Source organism: Geminocystis sp. CENA526 (assembly GCF_050753365.1).
In the GTDB taxonomy this organism is placed as follows: Bacteria; Cyanobacteriota; Cyanobacteriia; order Cyanobacteriales; family Cyanobacteriaceae; genus Geminocystis.
Genome location: NZ_JBLZFY010000002.1, coordinates 128,709 through 146,694, shown reverse-complemented (window position 1 = coordinate 146,694; position 17,986 = coordinate 128,709). Strand labels below are relative to the sequence as shown.

Genomic DNA, 17,986 nt, shown 5'->3' with positions numbered 1-17,986 from the left:
AATTGAACACTTTTTAGTTGATGTAGTATGTCCAAACCATCGATTTTAATAGTCTTCTAATTTATTCAGCAAACCGTATCTAGGTTGATTTTTCATTGTACATGATTCATCAAATCTCGATCGAACTCCTCTCTCGAACTTTATTAAAAATCAAGTAGAGGGTGTTTTGTTGGGTTACGCTGTCGCTCACCCAATCTAGGAATTTATTATTTTTCGATCGCACCAAATTGATCAATTAATAACTCTTTGAGTACTCCTTTTAGATCATCACAAGGGATACTTTTTTGTGCTACTTCCCCTAAATGGGCATCCTTGCCAACTTTGCCTCCTAAAAAGAGGTTAACTCCTTCTACTACTTGCCCGTCTTTTTTGGCTTTTGTACCCATTAAACCGATGTCTCCAGCTTGGGCTTGTCCACAAGAATTAGGGCATCCTGTCCAGTGAATACGCACTCTTTGGGGTATGTTTAACTCAGCATCCAATTCTTGAGCTAGTTTTAAGCCTCTTTGTTTTGTTTCCACAAGGGCAAAATTACAATAACGAGCGCCTGTACAGGAAATTAACGATCGAGTTAAAGTACTAGGATTAACAGAATAAGTTTGTAAAATTGGTTCAGCTAAAAACGCCTCTACTCTATCATTAGGCACAAAAGGAATAATAAAATTTTGTTCTACAGTTGCTCGAATTTCTCCATTACCGTAAATATCTGCTAAACGGGCGATTTCATACATTCCTTGAGCGTCTAAATGTCCTACAGGTACATGAATACCGATATAACTATAACCCTCTTGTTTTTGAGGATGTACTCCTAAATGATCCTTTTTGTCTTGGGTAATTTCATCTTCAGGGGAGGCAAACTGTAAAGATTTACCTAATTTTTTCTCTACCTCCAAACGAAAACGATTCATGCCCCATTTATCGACTAACCACATTAACCGTGCTTTACCTCGATTTTCCCTTAACCCTTCTTCTAAACCACACTCACTATACACCGCTAGGATTGCTGTGGAAAGTTCGATGACTTCATCATTAGGTTTTACCCATACATCCATGGGAATCGACTCCGCGCATCGTTGCGCCGACAAATAACCGCCAATTAACACATTAAAGCCAAATTCTCCATCTTTAAAAGCAGGAATAAAGGCAATATCATTAATTTCGGCATGAATAGAATTATCCCTAGCGCCGTCAATGGCAATATTCAACTTACGGGGGAGGTTGCTAAATTCGTAGCTTCCTTTACCTTTGTTGGTGATAACGTCTTGTAATTTTTGATTTAATTCCCTAGTATCAAATAATTCATCGGGATCAATTCCAGCAGTGGGAGAACCTGTTAAGTTACGCACATTATCCATGCCTGATTGAACGGAGGTAATGCCAACATCTTCTAAGCGTTGGAAAATCTCTGGAATGTCTTGTAAATGGACTCCTCTTAATTGGATATTTTGACGAGTGGTAATATCTGCACTGCCGTCTTCACCATATCGATCGATAATATCGGCAAAAGTGCGCATTTGTTCGCTCGTAAAAACCCCGTTAGGGATGCGCAAACGTAACATAAACTTACCCGGAGTGACAGGGCGAAAAAAGATACCAAACCACTTCAAGCGGACAATTAAATCATCCTCCTCCATTGCCTCCCACCCCATTTCGGCAAATTTAGTTAATTCGTCTCTAATGTCTAAACCGTGTTTTGCGGCTTTAACTTTTTCTATCTTATTTAATTTAACTTTTTTTTCCGTTGCCACCGTCATGGTTTAACCTCTAATGATAAAACTTTACAATATAAATTAAAATTAATTACTTTTAAGAAAGTATTTGTTGCTATGCACAACTTAAAACTTCTCAGAACTTACATGATTTTCACAAAAATATAGGGTTTAAGATTCCGTGGCACGGGCTAATATGCCCGTATTTAGCTCAGAATGACGAACTGAGGTTATTATTGTGTAAGTCCTGTTTTTCTTAGTTACTTTGACAACAGATTATTAATTTTATCTTTTACCTTTTGTAATTTTTTATACCGAAACCCGTTATTATGCCTATTTTTGCATAATAGATATGTATTTTTTACATTTTAACCTAAAACAAAAAATAAATTAACTCACAAAAAACAATTTGTTATGCCGATTTATTTATATTGGGGTGAAGATGATTTTGCCATGAGTCAGGCAATTTCCACTTTAAAACAAGATACCCTCGATCGAGACTGGATACAGTTCAATTTTGACAAATTAGCAGGAGATAAAGAGGATTCTATTCTTTCTGCATTGATGCAGGTGATGACTCCTCCTTTTGGTGGGGGCGATCGAGTTGTATGGTTATTTGAAACAAATATCTGTCAAAGTTGTTCAGAAGAATTATTAAGTCAATTACAAAATACAATTCCTCAAATTCCCGACACTACTCATTTTTTGTTAACTACCAGCAAAAAACCAGATGCTAGAATCAAAAGTACCAAGTTAATTACGAAATATGCGAAGGTAGTAGAATTTGCATTAATTTCCCCTTGGCAGACGGAAATTTTAATCAAAAAAGTCGAAGAAGTTGCCCAAGAAAAACAAGTAAAATTAACTCCTTCTGCTATTAAAATTTTAGCTAGTTGTGTAGGGAATGATAGCCGTTTATTGTGGCAAGAATTAGAAAAATTAGCTATTTATCAAGGTAATAATTCAGCCCCCATCGAGGAAGAAACCGTTAAAAGTTTAGTGAATGTTAGCACTCAAAATAGTTTACAATTAGCCCAAGCTATTCTCGATCGAAATATTCCTTTAGCCTTAACTTTAGTACAGGATTTAATTACCTTAAATGAACCAGCATTGAGGATTGTAGCGACTTTAGTGGGGCAATTTCGCACTTGGGCAATCGTCAAAACCATGATCGAATCAGGAGAAAAAGACGAGAAAAAAATTGCTGAATCAGCAGATTTAGGCAACCCCAAAAGAATCTACTTTTTAAGACAAGAAATCAAAGCTCGATCGAGCCAACAATTATTATCTAGTTTACCGATATTATTGGAATTAGAAACCAGTTTAAAACTAGGAGCTGATCCTTTGAATGCTTTAGAAACAAAAGTTATTGAATTGTGCAATGTTTAGTTTTATTTACTCCAAAAGACTGAAATTATTAACCTTAACTATTGTCGCTTTTCTTACCTTTATCTTGGTAAGTTATTTTAGTAATAATCTAACTGATAAACAAGTAATAGGAAAAACTAATTTTTCTCCAGAAATTGCAGAAATTATCGACAAATATAATCTCAAACAACCCCCAAGGGGAGACACCAGATTATTAGTAATTAGTGATTTGAATAGTGCTTATGGTTCAACAGAATACGAAAAAGAGGTAGATTTAGCCGTCAAAATGATTCCTTTTTGGCAACCAGATTTAATATTATGTAGCGGTGACATGATAGCAGGGCAAAAATCCACCCTTACTCCTCAACAAATTCGCGCTATGTGGAAGGCTTTTGACAGTCACATCGCCCAACCCATAAGAAATTTAAACCTTCCCTTTGGCTTTACCATCGGCAACCATGACGCATCGGGCGCTATCCGTAATAATCAATTCACCTTTCAACAGGAAAGAGACTTAGCTGTAGAATATTGGCATAATCCCACCCACAACACTGGGGTTAATTTTCTCGATCGATCGCAATTCCCGTTTTATTATACCTTTGAACAGAACGGAATATTCTATTTAGTGTGGGATGGTTCAACCAGTCGCATCCCTGAAGATAAATTGGTATGGGTAGAAAAAAGCCTTGCCTCGAAAACCGCCCAAGAAGCCAAAATGAGAGTAGTTATCGGGCATTTACCCCTATACGCCGTTGCCAAAGGGAGAGATAAAGTCGGAGAAGTCTTGCATAATCCTGAACAATTAAGAGCATTACTAGAAAAGTATAACGTCCATACTTATATCAGTGGACATCAACACGCCTATTATCCCGCTTATAAAGGAGATTTACAATTATTACATACAGGGGCTTTAGGTTCAGGCGCTCGTCAACTACTTAATACCGACACTCCTCCTCGAAAAACCCTCACGGTAATAGATGTTAATTTTAATGAAGATAGCTTGACAAAATATACAACCTATGATATGAGAACCTTTAAAGTGATCAACTATGAGGAATTACCAAGATTGATTCAAGGGCATAATGGTATCGTTTATCGCCGTGATATTAACTAGGGATTGTCTTATAAGCTAAAACGCACTTGTATAGTCTATAATCATAATAACACAAATAAATTTGTTGATTGTAGTCATGCCTATTAAAAATTTCTTGTCACTGGAAGAAAAACATTATTTACAAAATGCTTTAAAAAAAGGAGATTCAGAAACATTCTATGAACAACTAGAAAAGTTAAAAGAAGAAGTAAAAAAAGAATGGGTAGAAAAAGGAAATAATGAACAAGATTTTGAAACATCTGGTCCAAAAATTATCATCATATTAGATAATGCCAGTTTTCATAAGAAAAAAGAAATAATAGAGAGAATAGAACAGAATTTACCAAATATTAGACTAGAATATTTACCTGCATATAGTCCAGATTATAACTTAATAGAGTTAGTATGGCATTCAGCAAAAGAATATATAGCTCATAGAGAATTTGAGAATAAAGAACAGCTAGAAAAAACAGTAAACTATTTATTAAATGAAGAAGGTTTAATTATTAATTGGAGTAAAAAATTTAAGAATAAGGGTGAATTAGTCAATGTAAGTTAAATGCGTCTTAGCTTATTAAATTCTAAGGTAGTTCACGGGAATCATATAACTTTACACTAGGATAAATTAAATGAATAGGGAAATGTCAACATTGAAAAATTGAGCTAAGGCTTTAGCTTGGGTTTTACTAATACCTCTTTTACCATTTACTACTTCGGAAACTACTCCCCTTGAGCCTATAATACCTATTAATTCTTCTTGTTTGATCTTATTTTCCTCCATTAAATGTCTTAATATCTCCAATGGGCTACCTTCAGTAATAGGGTAATTATCATTCTCGAATTGTTCAATTAACACATACAATAGCTCTAATAAGGTTATTTCTTCTTGGGTTAAGTTGTCTTTGTGTTCTAATGTTTGAGCAAGGGCGATCGCGCTCTCGTTTTCTGCTTCGGTAGTAATAGGTTTTGGTTGATACTGTGCTAGTAAACTACCGTATTTCTCAGGGCTAAAAGTAAGGGTCATTTTTCCAACCTCCTTTATCATATTGGGCATGAGTTAAAATATACTTAATATAAATGGTTTGACGAAGATAAATTACGTCTGCAATTAGACGATAATTGTTACCTTTTATATTGAATACTGTAAAGTTACCAACTGCTTCAGCCGTTTTATAAGTCTGTTGAACTTCCACTAAGTTTTGCCACTGGGCTTTACTAGCAATTCGATACCATTGTTCAAGAGCAGTACAAGAGTCCCCATGACTTTGACAAAACTCTCGTAGTATTTTACGACTGATAATACGCATCTTAGTTATTTGACTTTTATGTTTTCATATTCTCATTATGAGAATGTATTGTCAACTTTTTAACCACCGTGTAATGAATTACACGGCTAACAAAATATCGTTCTACGAACTACAAAAAAAGTGCGATCGCCACCTCAAAGAGTTCAAGAAGATTGAACGGGAAATCGATAGCCGTTTAATTTATTAAATGGCAATATTATGGGGATACACCGATAATTTAATCTTTTTTTATGTTTTTTGATGAGTTCGATCGATCTTCCTATGGTAATCATAACCCACTGTGAAAAAACTCTGCTTAAAAACGACCTTTCAAGTAAATCAAATCTGTTTAAGCGTGTTGTAATTAACTAACTTTGTTTTAATATTAAGCTAAATCAATTATTCAGCCATTTATTTATCAAGCATTTTTAAAATTTAACAATGAAATCTAAATATTTATCAGTATCAACTTTAATTGTAGGGATGAGTTTTGTCGTCAATACTCCTGCTTTTGCCGATGATATGACAGATTCTTGGGTAGTTAAATCTCCCACGACTACAGATAGCGTTTCCCCTCATAATAGTTCTCAAGTATTGTTTTCTCAAGATAATACTACTCCCGAATCTCTCACTCCCGAAAGTTCGATCGAAGTGGAAACCATACAACCCATAGAATATACTTTAACACCCTTACAGTTAAAACCGTTAGACCCCATGACGATCGAAACTGCTAATATTTTACCTAAAGGGGCATTATATACCAGTTATGGAGTTAACCTATTCTCCAAAGGTTCAGAAGGCGGAGGCATTGGCTTACAAACCTATAACGCTTCCATCGATTATGGTATTAGTGATAAGTGGCAGATAGGGGCAGGTTTATCATTCTTTGATGATGTGTTGGGGAGTAGATTTAATGGAAAACCCACGGATTTTGGCTTTTTATCCTTTGCACCTAATTTCAAATATCAATTTATTAACGAACCTACCTATAGTGTCGCCGTAGTTGGTTCATTGGAATTTCTCAAAATTACGGGAGAAAATGGCTTATTTACCCCCACAGATCGATCGAACTCCAGTACTACTGTAGGAGGAACAATTCAAGTACCCTTTACTTACAATTTCGCCAATACCTATCAATGGCATTTAGTCGGTGGTTTAGCTATCTTTCCTGACACAGTTAATGGCGGAGGCGATTTTTACGGTACATTCTTTAACTTAGGTACAGGAGTTAGTTTTAAATTTGACGATCGCATCGGCTTTTTTGCTGATATAAATGTACCCCTTGGTCCCGGTGGTAACAGTGCTAACACCAGGGGAGATATTACTAAAAGCGTAGTGTGGAGTGCAGGTTTAAACTATTTACACAGTCCAAATGTAGCGGTAGATTTATCTATCACCAATCGCTTAGGCAATACTCCAGCAACGAAATTATTATCCTTTCTGCCCGATGGTGGACCCGTTGGCGTTGGTTTAAATGTGCGCTATACTCCTGATATTGGTCACAATTATCAACGCAGTTTTGACTCTCGCCCCCTACAACCTTTTTCCGATCGAGATAAACAATTATTGTTTAATGGTATTATCTTGAGTAGCCCCAACACCATAAGACAAGGGATGTTTTCCTTTGATGGTGGTATTGGTCCTAGTCTCAATTTTGAGGTAGGCTATGGAATGAGTGATAATGCTCAATTAGGCTTTATCGGACAACAACCGGGGCAAACGGATAAATCCATTGGAAACTCTCTCAAATTAGGCGGTTCAACTAAACTCAGATTTTTAAATCAAAGTCAGGGAGATCCTTTTTCCTTTGGACTTCGTGGTGCTTTCCAAGAAGCTACGGCTAATGAAGACGGGGTAGGTGCTTTTACAGCCGAAGCCTCTTTTGCTTACGAAATTAACGATCGAATTGCCTTAACCTTTAACCCGAAATTGGGATTATACGGAGGCAACCGCATTTTAGGCACGGGTTTAGGATTTAATGTGGAAGCATTTTCTGGATTTCAAATCATCGGTGAAGTAACTCCCATGTTGAGCAATGATGCCACCGTGTGGGCGGCTGGCGCTCGTTATATGCCTCCTAAGACTAACGTAGGAGTGGGAGTTTATACAACAAATGCCATCGGTACAGGAGAAATTGGCAGTGTTATTACTCAATCTGATAGCAATGTTAGCGTTGGTTTTAACATCATGTGGTTATTTGGTAATAATTAGGCATTGTGTGAACTTACCTATTTATTTGACCAAGGATTTGCCGATTGATCTGCAATATACACCCAGAATCGATCGAACAAAGTAAAATTATGTTCAGGTAAGATTTCTCCCCAAAAATCCCAACCAGCATTGGCACTTTCTCCATCGTGAAATTGTGCCATACGATACCCCATTCCTAAAGTTTCTTCACAAATACTATTAGCCATAGCTAAAGACTCAATTTTTAAGCCTTGAATGGGCTTAGTTGATGCAATATAACCTCCACTCCATGTAGCTCGATCAGCACCTCCCGGAGTTTTATGAGAGACGACAAAATCAGGCTTAGATAAATCACTTTTTTTGATGCAAAGAATCGGCAGAGATTGATTAATAAAAGTATCCCCTTGATAGGGATTAGTGTTAATATCAGAACCCACCAAAGCATAATAATTTTTATTATCCCAACTTTTGAGCAGTTGCAAAGTTGTCCAAGTCATTGCCTTAAATGGTGTGTCATTCACAGGCTCTTTTTTTTCATCATTAACTAACAAATTTTCTGCTATCTTCACCGAAGATTTTTCCTCACTCAAAACAAGATTTTTAGCAATAATATATGCAAGAACAACAAAAAATAGCAATTTGATTATTTTCATAATCTTAAATAGAGTCTGCTGAAAAAGTATTTTGGTGAAGGTAAGGAATAAGTCGATAATTTTTCTTAATTCTTAATTCTTAATTCTTAATTCTTATTAACTACCAAAACGCATTTGAGTTAACGCCTGTTGAGTTTTACTATCAAGAGAGTTAAACAAAAAACGTCCACGGGATTTTTGTTGAGGACGAAAATTACGTTTATTTTTATTCTTGGTAAAATCAATCTCCTTTTCTAGTGCATGAGCAGAAAGCCATTCTGCACCATACCCTACTACAGTGTGACGTTGAGCTTGATCCGATGTCGCCACAATAATTCTTGTATCGGTTTCTGGATTGCGACGAGGGAAAGAAGCACAAAATTTTTCTATATAAGTATCTGCGGTTTCAGTATAGGATGTATAGTAAACTGAAAGCTTTTGATTTAATTTTTCTTCATAACTAGGGGTTTTCTGATAATGAGAATCAAAAACAATTTTTGACTCTAAACCCTTATAACCCGTATAATTGACTAAACTTTCTATGAGGGATTCCCTAGCGTGTTCTAGCCCATTTTTGTCTCTAATACATTTAAGCGAATGCCATGTTCCAATTATGTTGTAGCCATCTACCAACAAGATAGCTTGAGAATTTATAGAAACCATTTTCCTGCATATATATTTTACTAAAGGTCATTTTGATGATGTCATAATGGTAGATTTTAACAAAAATTAAAGATTTTTGCTGTATCCATTTCTACTAATTTTTCAAAATGCCCTATGAATATCAAGGAAATGATTAATTGTGAAATACTTTACAGTCTTGCAATAAAACTTAATATTACAAAAAACAGTATTATGAGGTTTTTTAAGTTCCGAATTATGTTAAGACTGTTTTAATTCCAAGTCAAATTGGTATCTTTCTTTGGCTTTTCGATCGCAATAAGCAACCAAATTTTCTAATTCTGAAGGGGAGTCCACTTCAATTATTTTCCCGCCAATTTGATCAAATTCCTCATTGGTGTTCGATCGCCACATTTGCTGTACTTTAATTTTAAGATCATTTCCAAGAATTTCATTTTCTCTAGCTTGACTCAAAATAATTTCAAATTCAGAGTCTTGAGGAAAATCTTTATTAACAATAATTTGAATACCCGTAGGGGTTAAATCAAGGGTAAAACCTAAGAATTTACCTTGAGAATCTAAAACTCGACAAACAGCTAAGACACGGCGATAATTTCGTTGTTCATTAATTTGAGTCATAGTTAAATTATCTTTTAAATTAGGGTGATTTATTTATGGTAAAAATGTCAATTAAATTAATTCCAGATGACTTTATTGTAACTCTCAAGAGTCTTTTTCTGATGATTCGGAACTATTTTCTGGAGAAGGAGTAGGGGGTGCAGGAGATGGTGTGGGAGATGTATCTATTTCCAAAGTTTTCGGAGATGGTGTAGGCGCTGTTTCTATTTCCAAGGTTTTTGGAGATGATGCCGAAGGATTAGGAATTTCGGGTTTAACTTCCGCAGGTTTTGGCGCGACGGGAGGAGCAACCACAGTAGGCTTAGGAGCTACAGGCTTAGATTCTATTTCTAACTCTTGGGAAGGAGTAACATTTTCTTGAGGAATATTAATAACATTAGATTCCTTTTCTTCTTTAGGAATGGTAACGGTTGCGGGAGGATTAGAGGTATTATTAGAATTATTCGAGGGAGTAGAAGTGCTAGGGGAAGGAATATTAGAATTGGAATTTACGGAAGGATTATTTCTGAGACTATCCACAGAAAGAGTCGGGCAAATTCCAGCATTATAGCTATAATTTACATAAACATGGTAAGCCTTATTTGCTCCTGTTTCATTGGCAAAACCATGATTTCTAATTTGTCTTAAGGCTTGATCATTAAATAAAGGATAACCTGAACTTTTGATTAATTGGGTATTAACTACACTTCCTGCGGAATCAACTGTTACTCCATAGGCGGCAGTGCCTTCCAATTTGCCCACACAAGCATCTTTAGGATAAACACCACTTAAAGTTAATTGTTTAGGGGTAACGTTTTGAACTTCTTTTGCCCATGTAATATAGTTCCTTCTCGCTTCTTCATCGCTAGTGTTTGCCGTGTCTTTTTGGAGTTTTGCAACTAAATTATTTTGTCTTTGAAAGGCTAAAGGTTCATCATTTTCTCCTCGAATGACAGGAGTATAGTCAACTCTACCATTAATCACATCCCTAGGATTAGCACTAATTTCTACTTGGGAATCAGCAAATATTTGTTGTCTAAGGATTGATTCTTCAGGGGTAATAGTTCTTTCTTGGGTCGGGTCTGCGGTAATATCAATTACATTACCTTCTTTTGGGGTGTTAAAGTCGATCGACGGGGGGGGCAATGCCGCAATAGCATTATAATTGACGGGGGGAGGAGGGGGGAGTTGTGTGGGAGTAGGAATAGAGGGAGTAGGAAGATAAAAATTATCGTAGTTAGTTGAATAATTAATGGGAGGAAGGTTAGACGCTGGGGGTAACGAAGGAGGAGCAGGTAAATTTGCTAGTAGGTTATTGTCAAAAACAGGCATGGGGAAATCAGCCATAGGAGGAGGAGATGGTATCTCTAAAGCTGACAGGGGTATGGTAGGTAAGGAAGTATCTCCCGAAGGTAAGTTATTGAGACTATCCCAATTAAAAGAAGCGTTTGGGGTTAAACTAGGTAATCTTGTTTGTTCAATGGCGTTTAATTGAACTACTGGTGTATTTGATAAATTATTACTGGTATTATTATTTTTATCCTGCCAATGGGGGAAAACTACGGTAAAAAATACACCATGAAAGGCGATCGAAGTTAAGAGAGGCCAGTTAATTTCTTTGATTACTTTACCTGCATTGGCTTGTAATGATAATGTTTTAGAACTCGTAGTTGTCACCATAATTCTTCTTAATTTTTTTTCCTATCGTATTGTATCAACTTTAACTCTTAACTTGCATTTTTAATTTGATTCCTTTACTGACTATAGCTTAAGAAGATAGGAAACATCACTCAATTCTTAAATTCATCATCTATAATGAAAATTATAAAGAAATATTAAGAAAAATATGAGTAAAGTTAACTTAGCTGAAATATCCAATAAATTAGACAGTAGCAATTCTAAAGATAGACTCCTCGCCCTTGCATCCCTAAGAGAAGTTAGTGCAGAGGATGCTGTGCCTCTGATTATCAAAGTTATCGATGATGAAATTTTACCAGTTCGATCGATGGCAGTGTTTGCGTTAGGGGTGAAAAAAACTGAGAAATGTTTACCTATCTTAGTAAAATTATTAGAAACCGATCCTGATTATGGTATTCGTGCCGATGCGGCGGGGGCGTTAGGTTACTTAAAAGATATTAGAGCATTTGAACCCTTAGTTCGATCGTTTTATGAAGATACAGAATGGTTAGTCAGATTTAGTGCGGCTGTATCATTAGGTAACTTGGGAGATATTAGAGCAAAACAAGTATTATTAGAGGCTTTACATAGTGGAGAAACAGTTTTACAACAAGCGGCTATCTCGGCATTAGGGGAGATAAAAGCGGAAGATTGTATTGAAGAAATCTTAGTTTTTGCCCAATCTGAAGACTGGTTAATTCGTCAAAGATTAGCGGCTTCTTTAGGTAATTTTCATACCGCAAAAAGCATTTCTGCTTTAAAATTTTTAGCAAAAGATGCCAATCCGCAAGTGTGCCAAGCGGCAAGTTATTCTTTAGAGAAAATTAATGCTTCTATCTAATCTCAATTCGATATAAAATTGTTAGTTAAGGTAGGTAGAGAAAACACTTCGACTAACAATTTATTCTACTTAGGGTTTGCTGAAAAAGTATTTTGATGAAGAGAGGGAAAAGGGAAAAGGGAAGAGTGAATAAATGACAAAAATCAAGGTTTTGAGTTCTTGCATTGATATATAATTACAAAAATGTTTTAAATAAAATTTAGTAAAAAATGCTCAGTTTTTCAGTAAAAATTGTGAAAATTGAACACTTTTTATTTGATGTAGTATGTCCAAATCATCGATTTTAATAGTCTTCTGATTTATTCAGCAAACCCTACTTAAAGAGCCATAATTTCATATCATTAAACATCTTTTTTCGTAACTCGATCGAGAATTTCTAACATCTTTGCTTGTCTATCTTCCACATCTTCTAAACGGCGATAATAATCCGCTTGAATTTCCCAAAAATTAGCCTGAGAAGCAGAAAGTCTCGACATCCATTCATACATTTGTTTTCGATCTTTTTTCCCTTCTTCTTTTAACTCTGTCAAACTATGACTTAAGGCTTGAATTGCTTTAGCATTCGATGCTATTAGTTGTTTAAGTTCTTCATCACTCATAATTATAAAAATCTCATTATCAACAATATATTGATTTTAACACAAAGATATAATTGTAGGGTGGGCATTGCCCACCAATATTTTTACCTATAGAAAAGCATCATTTTAATATTTAGATAATTACGAAGACTTATTTTAAAAATATCAAAATAACGAGGGAATTTTTTTTGTAAATAAGTAAGAGAAAAACCTAACTTATTCCGTCACTTTGTTACTTTTAATCATCATCATTTGTAAGCCTAACCAACCAATTACAATATAAGCGATCGAAAGCATTAAACTATTAATAGAAGTGCGTAAACTTTGTTTTAAAGCTACGGATTGAGCCTTTTTAATTTCATTATTTTCTACTTCTTTAAGTTCATTTTGCAATCTAGTTTCAACCTCTTGAAGTTTCGCTTTTAATTCTTCAGGTTTTTGAGACAAATCTAACATCTGTTGTAGTTGATCTCTTTGACTGGTAAGTAACTCTAACTGTTGGGGTTCAAGCTGTTGACCTTGTATTACTCCCCCCGCATTAATTACTTGATTTCTTTGCTCGATTTCTTGTTTTAATTGTTCAGGATTTTTGGCGATCGCATCCAATTGTGCCACAAAACCCTGTATTTGTGCCTGTTGTTGTGATACTTTTTGATTAATTTGAGCCATTAATTCACCACTGACACTATTCATATTTCCTAGATGTAAGGGTACTAATAGTAAGAAAATTAAACCCAAAATACTAGAAATTATAAACACAGGTAATCTAATTATTTGTAATGATTTACCATTAATATTATTATCATAAATCCACCATCCTATTAATAATAAAGAAATTCCAACTAACGGTACAATACCTCGATCGACTAAACTATTCGTAATATTTATTTGCCAACCTTGCTCCTGAAATTGTAACGGAAAAACTAAAAATAAATAATCAATTAAAGAAGAAATTAATAAAATTCCTCCCACTAAACTTAAACAAAGACTGATAAAACTAGAATTAATTTTCATAAATATTATTATAGTGAACAATAAATAGTGAACTACCAACAGTGAATATTGTCAATTAATTTTAATTAATTTTTCTGGGCAAAACTCCTATATAAATCCTGTGCAATATTAGAGGTTACAAGATGTTCGATCGAACCGCCGAATTTAGCAATTTCTTTGACGACACTACTACTGACAAAACTTAACTCTGTATTAGTCGCTAAAAAAATAGTTTCAATGTGAGACTCTAAAGTTTTATTGATATGTGCCATTTGTAATTCTTGTTCAAAATCGGACATTACTCTTAAACCTCTTAACAAAACTCCCGCTTGTTTTTTCTTCGCATATTCTACCGTTAAACCCGAAAAACTATCCACTTCTATATTATCAATATTTTTGGTACATTCTTTAATTTGTGAAACTCGTTTTTCCACAGTAAAAAGAGGAGTTTTATTAGGATTTTTTAACACAGCAACAATCACTTTTTCAAATAAAATACTACTGCGTTTAATTAAGTCAATATGCCCTAAAGTAATAGGATCGAAACTACCCGGATAAATAGCAATCATAAATAATATCTTATAAGGTTAATCTAAAATAATCCTTAATTAATAAGGTACACAAACAATCCGAAAACTAAAACTATACTATAATAAAATGATAGATGTTTTTCTCAAAAATAATCGGAGGATAAGTGTCTGCAAAAGATATTTGTCATGAAGCAATAAAAAATGCTCTGCTTAAAGATGGTTGGCGAATCATAGCCGATCCCTATACAATTAAATTTCAAGAGGTTCAATTATTTGCCGACTTGTTAGCAGATAAAACATTAGAAATTGAAAAAAATGGGCAGAAAATAGTTGTTGAAGTGAAAAGTTTTATAAGTCGCTCCGTAATGCGTGAATTTGAAACGGCTTTAGGACAATATATAATTTACCGCATTTTTTTAAAAAAGATTCTTCCAGATAGTAAAATTTACTTAGCACTCAGCAAAAATATTTATAAGTCTTTCTTTCTTAAAAAAGCGATTTCTTTAATCATTGAAGAAACTAATTTATCTCTAATTGTTGTTGATTTGAATAAAGAGGAAATAATTAAATGGATAAATTAACTAATTATCGTCATCTAATAACTAAAATCTTGACAGAATATCAAGAATTATCCAGTAAAACCCCCAATCCTTCGGGAATTGATAGTGTATTGGCATTGGATGAAAAACGAGATCAATATCTTTGGATGCAAACAGGTTGGCATGATGACGAAAAAATTAGGGGAATTTCCGTGTATATTCGCATTAAAAATCAGAAAATCTATATTGAAGAAGATTGGACAGAAGAAGGAATTGCTACAGAATTATTAAGAGAAGGTGTGCCTAAAGAAGATATTGTATTAGCTTTTCATGATCCTGAAACTCGTAAATATACGGATTTTGCGGTTGCTTAAAGTTGTTTAAATTTATGGAAAAAAGTCATTTTAAAAAATACAGGCAAAATGCCTGTTATACGGTTAGACTATAAACTATTAAGCTGATTTGGGGCTTAAAGTTAACATGATATTATTCATACTATTATATAAATCTTCTCTACTGTGAAAACCCTCTAATCGATGGATAACTTCTCCCCTATTAATTAATAATAAAGTAGGTAAATTTCGCAACCGATAACTATTAGCTAAAGACAAATTTTGATCTGCATTAATACTAACTATTTTTAGTTGTTCTTGCCATTCTGATTGTATCTTATTTAAAATGGGATTTAACATTAAACACAATCCACACCAAGGCGCCCAAAAATTAACTAACACAGGTTGAGATGACTGTAAAACTTCTTGATTAAAGGTTGTTTGAGTGACTGAAATCATAATTGTTTTTAAAATAATTTGGTTAGAAAAAAGTTATTAAAATTGGAATTGTTAAATAATCTAAAGAAATAGAGTACTTCTTTATGATTTGTTACTGAAAAAATTGTTTAAAAAAGGTTGATATAAAAAATTGTTAAAGATTGTCAAGACTGGTTTCTAAATAATTAATTTATCGGTGAAACATTTTAAGTAAGTGAGTAAAATTAATTGTCTATTTACATTTTGTTCGGCAAAAGGCAATATGGTATTGAGAAAATTTTATTAATTTCAAAGTCCACAATCTATTTTGCCTGAGTACTTATTAATTCGTCTCTCATATCTTAATTCTATCTTGATTTAACGTGATCCCCCATAATTATCTTCATTTACCAAAAAAAATTATGAAGACAACAGAGAAGGAAAACTAAAAATACTTCATTACTTCTTACTTGTTACTCATTACTCATTACTCATTACTTTAAAAACTCACTCTTGCAGTAGCTATCATTAACCAAGGGTGTAACCACCAGAATAAGAAAATAAAACCAATAACTCCTGCATAAGCTGGTTTAATAAATTCCTTGATGTCTAGTTTCTGTCGCCCGTCTAATATTGCCAACATTGGTATAATAGATGTTCTTTCTTTCACTTTCAGGAAGGCTTCACCGTAACGTTTTGTTAAGCGTCGATCGCCATGCCATACAGCAAAGATATGATGAGCTATTAAGCCAAAGGATGTGACTAAGGTAAAAGTTGTACCAAGCCAGAGACTATGGGCGATACACCAAATAACTTGCCCTACCATCTGAGGATGACGGGAAATGCGAATAATCCCAGTTTCGTAGAGATGTACTTCTGGTTTAGCAATAGCGGCAATCTCCAATAAGTTAAAGGTAGCAGGATAAAGAAAAATAAAGGAAAGAAAGGAGAGTATCCACACAGTAGTTTTAACCCCTTGAATATCTTGTACTTGCCACAAAACCAAACCTTCGTAACGATGGTTAAAAAAGTAGATGATGAGAATAGTAGCGAGGGGAATACTGACTAAGGCGAATAAAACTCTGTATAATCTCGCGCCAATTTTGGATTCTCCCCACATTCTTAACCCTGCTAAACCACTGTGGGCGATGGCAAATATCAATAGTAAACCAATCATGATAAAATGACTAGGGGTTAACCAACTCGGTAGGGTAAAGGGTGATAATTGTGCCATTAAATCCAAGTTAGAAAAATTGATCATTTTTGCGTCAAAGTGGTGCATAGAGTCTATACTTAGGAAATAGAAAATATAATTAATACTTATTTTATTGTTTAATTAAATCTTATCAATGATGGTGTCAAAAATTGATCCCTCAATGGTTAGAGTCTAAATTTTCTGGTTAGAAATTTAAACAAACAATTCCCGTTATTACTTATTCATCAAATATATGTCAGATATTCCTTTCTCTCTTGATCAATTACGGATTTTAAAAGCTATTGCTGACGAAGGTAGTTTTAAGCGAGCGGCGGATAGTTTATTTGTCTCTCAACCTGCCATTAGTTTACAAATCCAAAATCTCGAAAAACAATTAGCTGTACCTTTATTTGACAGGGGAGGAAGGAAGGCTCAATTAACGGAGGCTGGTAATTTACTTCTTGCCTACGGCGAAAAAATTATTACCCTTTGTCAAGAAACCTGTCGTGCGATCGAAGACTTACAGAATCTTCAGGGTGGTACTTTAATTGTGGGTGCTTCTCAAACTACTGGTACTTATTTACTACCGAGAATGATTGGCTTGTTTCATCAAAAGTACCCTTATGTTAGTGTGCAGTTACAGGTCCATTCTACTCGGCGCACTTCTTGGGCGGTGGCAAATGGGCAGGTTGATTTGGCAATTATTGGCGGTGAAGTGCCTTCAGAGTTACACGACATTCTGGAAATTATCCCCTATGCACAAGACGAGTTGGCTTTGATTATACCACCTAATCATCCTTTTGCTGAACAGGAAACCATTGCTAAGGAGGATTTATATAACCTTAATTATATTACTTTAGACTCTCAGTCCACAATTCGCAAGGTTTTAGATCAAGTTTTGAGTCGTTGTGATATTAATACGGGTGAGTTAAAGGTGGAAATGGAGTTAAATTCGATCGAAGCCATTAAAAACGCTGTACAATCAGGCTTAGGTGCGTCTTTTGTGTCGGTGACAGCCATTGAAAAAGAGTTGAAAATGGGTATCATTCACCGCGCCCATATCGAAGGAGTAGAAATTCAGCGCACTTTATCGGTGATAGTTAATTCTAACCGTTATCGATCGAAAGCGGCGGAGGCATTTATTAAGGAGATATTACCCCAGTTTTCTAGTGACAATTATATGCTATCGATCGAGCAATTATCCAAGAAAGATAAGACATTTTTAGACAAATCTGTGGAAATAGTCAATGATGAGTAAAAATTAACAATTAATAATTAACAATTAACAATTATTCACTATTCATTAGTTCTTACTACGAACCAACTATTTATAATTACCTATTCAAAATAGATTAATTATTTACTTT

General features: G+C 34.6%; 19 protein-coding genes and 1 pseudogene. 8 read left to right on the top strand and 12 right to left on the bottom strand.

The genetic code is table 11. The features are described from left to right. Positions 1-206: 206 nt before the first annotated feature. On the bottom strand, positions 207-1,754 hold the full coding sequence (locus tag ACN4EE_RS01450) for a ferredoxin--nitrite reductase (protein ID WP_431704614.1): 1,548 nt from the start codon (positions 1,752-1,754) through the stop codon (positions 207-209). A gap of 369 nt (positions 1,755-2,123) precedes the next feature. Here ACN4EE_RS01450 and holA point away from each other — a divergent pair, with 369 nt between their 5' ends. The 3 genes and pseudogenes from holA to ACN4EE_RS01435 form a co-directional block, all read left to right on the top strand. Continuing rightward, positions 2,124-3,098, top strand: coding sequence for a DNA polymerase III subunit delta (holA, locus tag ACN4EE_RS01445; RefSeq protein ID WP_431704613.1), 975 nt, complete (start codon positions 2,124-2,126; stop codon positions 3,096-3,098). Continuing rightward, positions 3,091-4,191, top strand: a complete 1,101-nt coding sequence (locus ACN4EE_RS01440; protein ID WP_431704612.1) for a metallophosphoesterase family protein — start codon at positions 3,091-3,093, stop codon at positions 4,189-4,191. Before holA ends, ACN4EE_RS01440 begins: the two co-directional genes overlap by 8 nt. A gap of 130 nt (positions 4,192-4,321) precedes the next feature. Next, positions 4,322-4,729: pseudogene (locus ACN4EE_RS01435) on the top strand (transposase); the annotation flags it as partial. 66 nt (positions 4,730-4,795) lie between these two features. On the opposite strand, the gene ACN4EE_RS01430 reads toward ACN4EE_RS01435, so the two are convergent. Together ACN4EE_RS01430 and ACN4EE_RS01425 are read right to left on the bottom strand one after the other, a co-directional pair. Next, the gene (locus ACN4EE_RS01430) at positions 4,796-5,194 is read right to left on the bottom strand and encodes a helix-turn-helix domain-containing protein (RefSeq protein WP_431704611.1); all 399 of its coding nucleotides are present in this window, start codon (positions 5,192-5,194) and stop codon (positions 4,796-4,798) included. Next, positions 5,178-5,477: a type II toxin-antitoxin system HigB family toxin gene (locus tag ACN4EE_RS01425; RefSeq protein ID WP_431704610.1), complete on the bottom strand. Its 300-nt coding sequence runs from the start codon at positions 5,475-5,477 to the stop codon at positions 5,178-5,180. The genes ACN4EE_RS01430 and ACN4EE_RS01425 overlap by 17 nt, the downstream gene beginning before the upstream one ends. Before the next feature lie 420 nt (positions 5,478-5,897). Here ACN4EE_RS01425 and ACN4EE_RS01420 point away from each other — a divergent pair, with 420 nt between their 5' ends. Continuing rightward, positions 5,898-7,667 (top strand): hypothetical protein, encoded by a 1,770-nt coding sequence (locus tag ACN4EE_RS01420; RefSeq protein WP_431704609.1) that lies wholly within the window; start codon positions 5,898-5,900, stop codon positions 7,665-7,667. A gap of 17 nt (positions 7,668-7,684) precedes the next feature. On the opposite strand, the gene ACN4EE_RS01415 is transcribed toward ACN4EE_RS01420, so the two are convergent. From ACN4EE_RS01415 to ACN4EE_RS01400, 4 genes are all read right to left on the bottom strand, one after another. Next, complete coding sequence (locus tag ACN4EE_RS01415) at positions 7,685-8,299, bottom strand: hypothetical protein (RefSeq protein ID WP_431704608.1); 615 nt, start codon at positions 8,297-8,299, stop codon at positions 7,685-7,687. Positions 8,300-8,395: 96 nt separating this feature from the next. Further along, positions 8,396-8,941: an NYN domain-containing protein gene (locus ACN4EE_RS01410; protein WP_431704607.1), complete on the bottom strand. Its 546-nt coding sequence runs from the start codon at positions 8,939-8,941 to the stop codon at positions 8,396-8,398. Between the two features lie 219 nt (positions 8,942-9,160). Next, positions 9,161-9,538: a PilZ domain-containing protein gene (locus tag ACN4EE_RS01405; RefSeq protein WP_431704606.1), complete on the bottom strand. Its 378-nt coding sequence runs from the start codon at positions 9,536-9,538 to the stop codon at positions 9,161-9,163. A gap of 84 nt (positions 9,539-9,622) precedes the next feature. Next, entirely contained in the window at positions 9,623-11,197 is a 1,575-nt protein-coding gene (locus ACN4EE_RS01400; RefSeq protein WP_431704605.1) for a TonB family protein, read from the bottom strand. A 166-nt stretch (positions 11,198-11,363) separates the two neighbouring features. On the opposite strand from ACN4EE_RS01400, the gene ACN4EE_RS01395 reads away from it, so the two are divergent. Continuing rightward, positions 11,364-12,035, top strand: a complete 672-nt coding sequence (locus tag ACN4EE_RS01395) for a HEAT repeat domain-containing protein (RefSeq protein ID WP_431704604.1) — start codon at positions 11,364-11,366, stop codon at positions 12,033-12,035. A 341-nt stretch (positions 12,036-12,376) separates the two neighbouring features. On the opposite strand, the gene ACN4EE_RS01390 is transcribed toward ACN4EE_RS01395, so the two are convergent. The 3 genes from ACN4EE_RS01390 to coaD all read right to left on the bottom strand — a co-directional run bounded on the left by ACN4EE_RS01390 (position 12,377) and on the right by coaD (position 14,175). Beyond that, positions 12,377-12,634 (bottom strand): hypothetical protein, encoded by a 258-nt coding sequence (locus ACN4EE_RS01390; RefSeq protein ID WP_431704603.1) that lies wholly within the window; start codon positions 12,632-12,634, stop codon positions 12,377-12,379. Between the two features lie 195 nt (positions 12,635-12,829). Further along, positions 12,830-13,627 carry an HpsJ family protein gene (locus tag ACN4EE_RS01385; RefSeq protein WP_431704602.1) on the bottom strand — a complete coding sequence of 266 codons (798 nt, stop codon included), beginning with the start codon at positions 13,625-13,627 and terminating at the stop codon, positions 12,830-12,832. A gap of 65 nt (positions 13,628-13,692) precedes the next feature. Beyond that, a complete protein-coding gene (gene coaD, locus ACN4EE_RS01380; RefSeq protein ID WP_431704601.1) occupies positions 13,693-14,175 on the bottom strand; it encodes a pantetheine-phosphate adenylyltransferase in 483 nt (160 codons plus the stop codon). 125 nt (positions 14,176-14,300) lie between these two features. Between coaD and ACN4EE_RS01375 the strand changes: the two genes are divergently transcribed. Further along, positions 14,301-14,717 (top strand): XisH family protein, encoded by a 417-nt coding sequence (locus ACN4EE_RS01375; RefSeq protein ID WP_431704600.1) that lies wholly within the window; start codon positions 14,301-14,303, stop codon positions 14,715-14,717. After that, positions 14,705-15,049 (top strand): XisI protein, encoded by a 345-nt coding sequence (locus tag ACN4EE_RS01370; RefSeq protein ID WP_431704599.1) that lies wholly within the window; start codon positions 14,705-14,707, stop codon positions 15,047-15,049. Before ACN4EE_RS01375 ends, ACN4EE_RS01370 begins: the two co-directional genes overlap by 13 nt. 78 nt (positions 15,050-15,127) lie before the next feature. On the opposite strand, the gene ACN4EE_RS01365 is transcribed toward ACN4EE_RS01370, so the two are convergent. Together ACN4EE_RS01365 and ACN4EE_RS01360 are read right to left on the bottom strand one after the other, a co-directional pair. Continuing rightward, positions 15,128-15,466 (bottom strand): thioredoxin family protein, encoded by a 339-nt coding sequence (locus ACN4EE_RS01365; protein WP_431704598.1) that lies wholly within the window; start codon positions 15,464-15,466, stop codon positions 15,128-15,130. Positions 15,467-15,923: 457 nt separating this feature from the next. Then, positions 15,924-16,658 (bottom strand): NnrU family protein, encoded by a 735-nt coding sequence (locus ACN4EE_RS01360; protein ID WP_431704630.1) that lies wholly within the window; start codon positions 16,656-16,658, stop codon positions 15,924-15,926. Positions 16,659-16,872: 214 nt separating this feature from the next. On the opposite strand from ACN4EE_RS01360, the gene ACN4EE_RS01355 reads away from it, so the two are divergent. Beyond that, positions 16,873-17,877, top strand: coding sequence for a LysR family transcriptional regulator (locus tag ACN4EE_RS01355; protein ID WP_431704597.1), 1,005 nt, complete (start codon positions 16,873-16,875; stop codon positions 17,875-17,877). Positions 17,878-17,986: the final 109 nt, after the last annotated feature.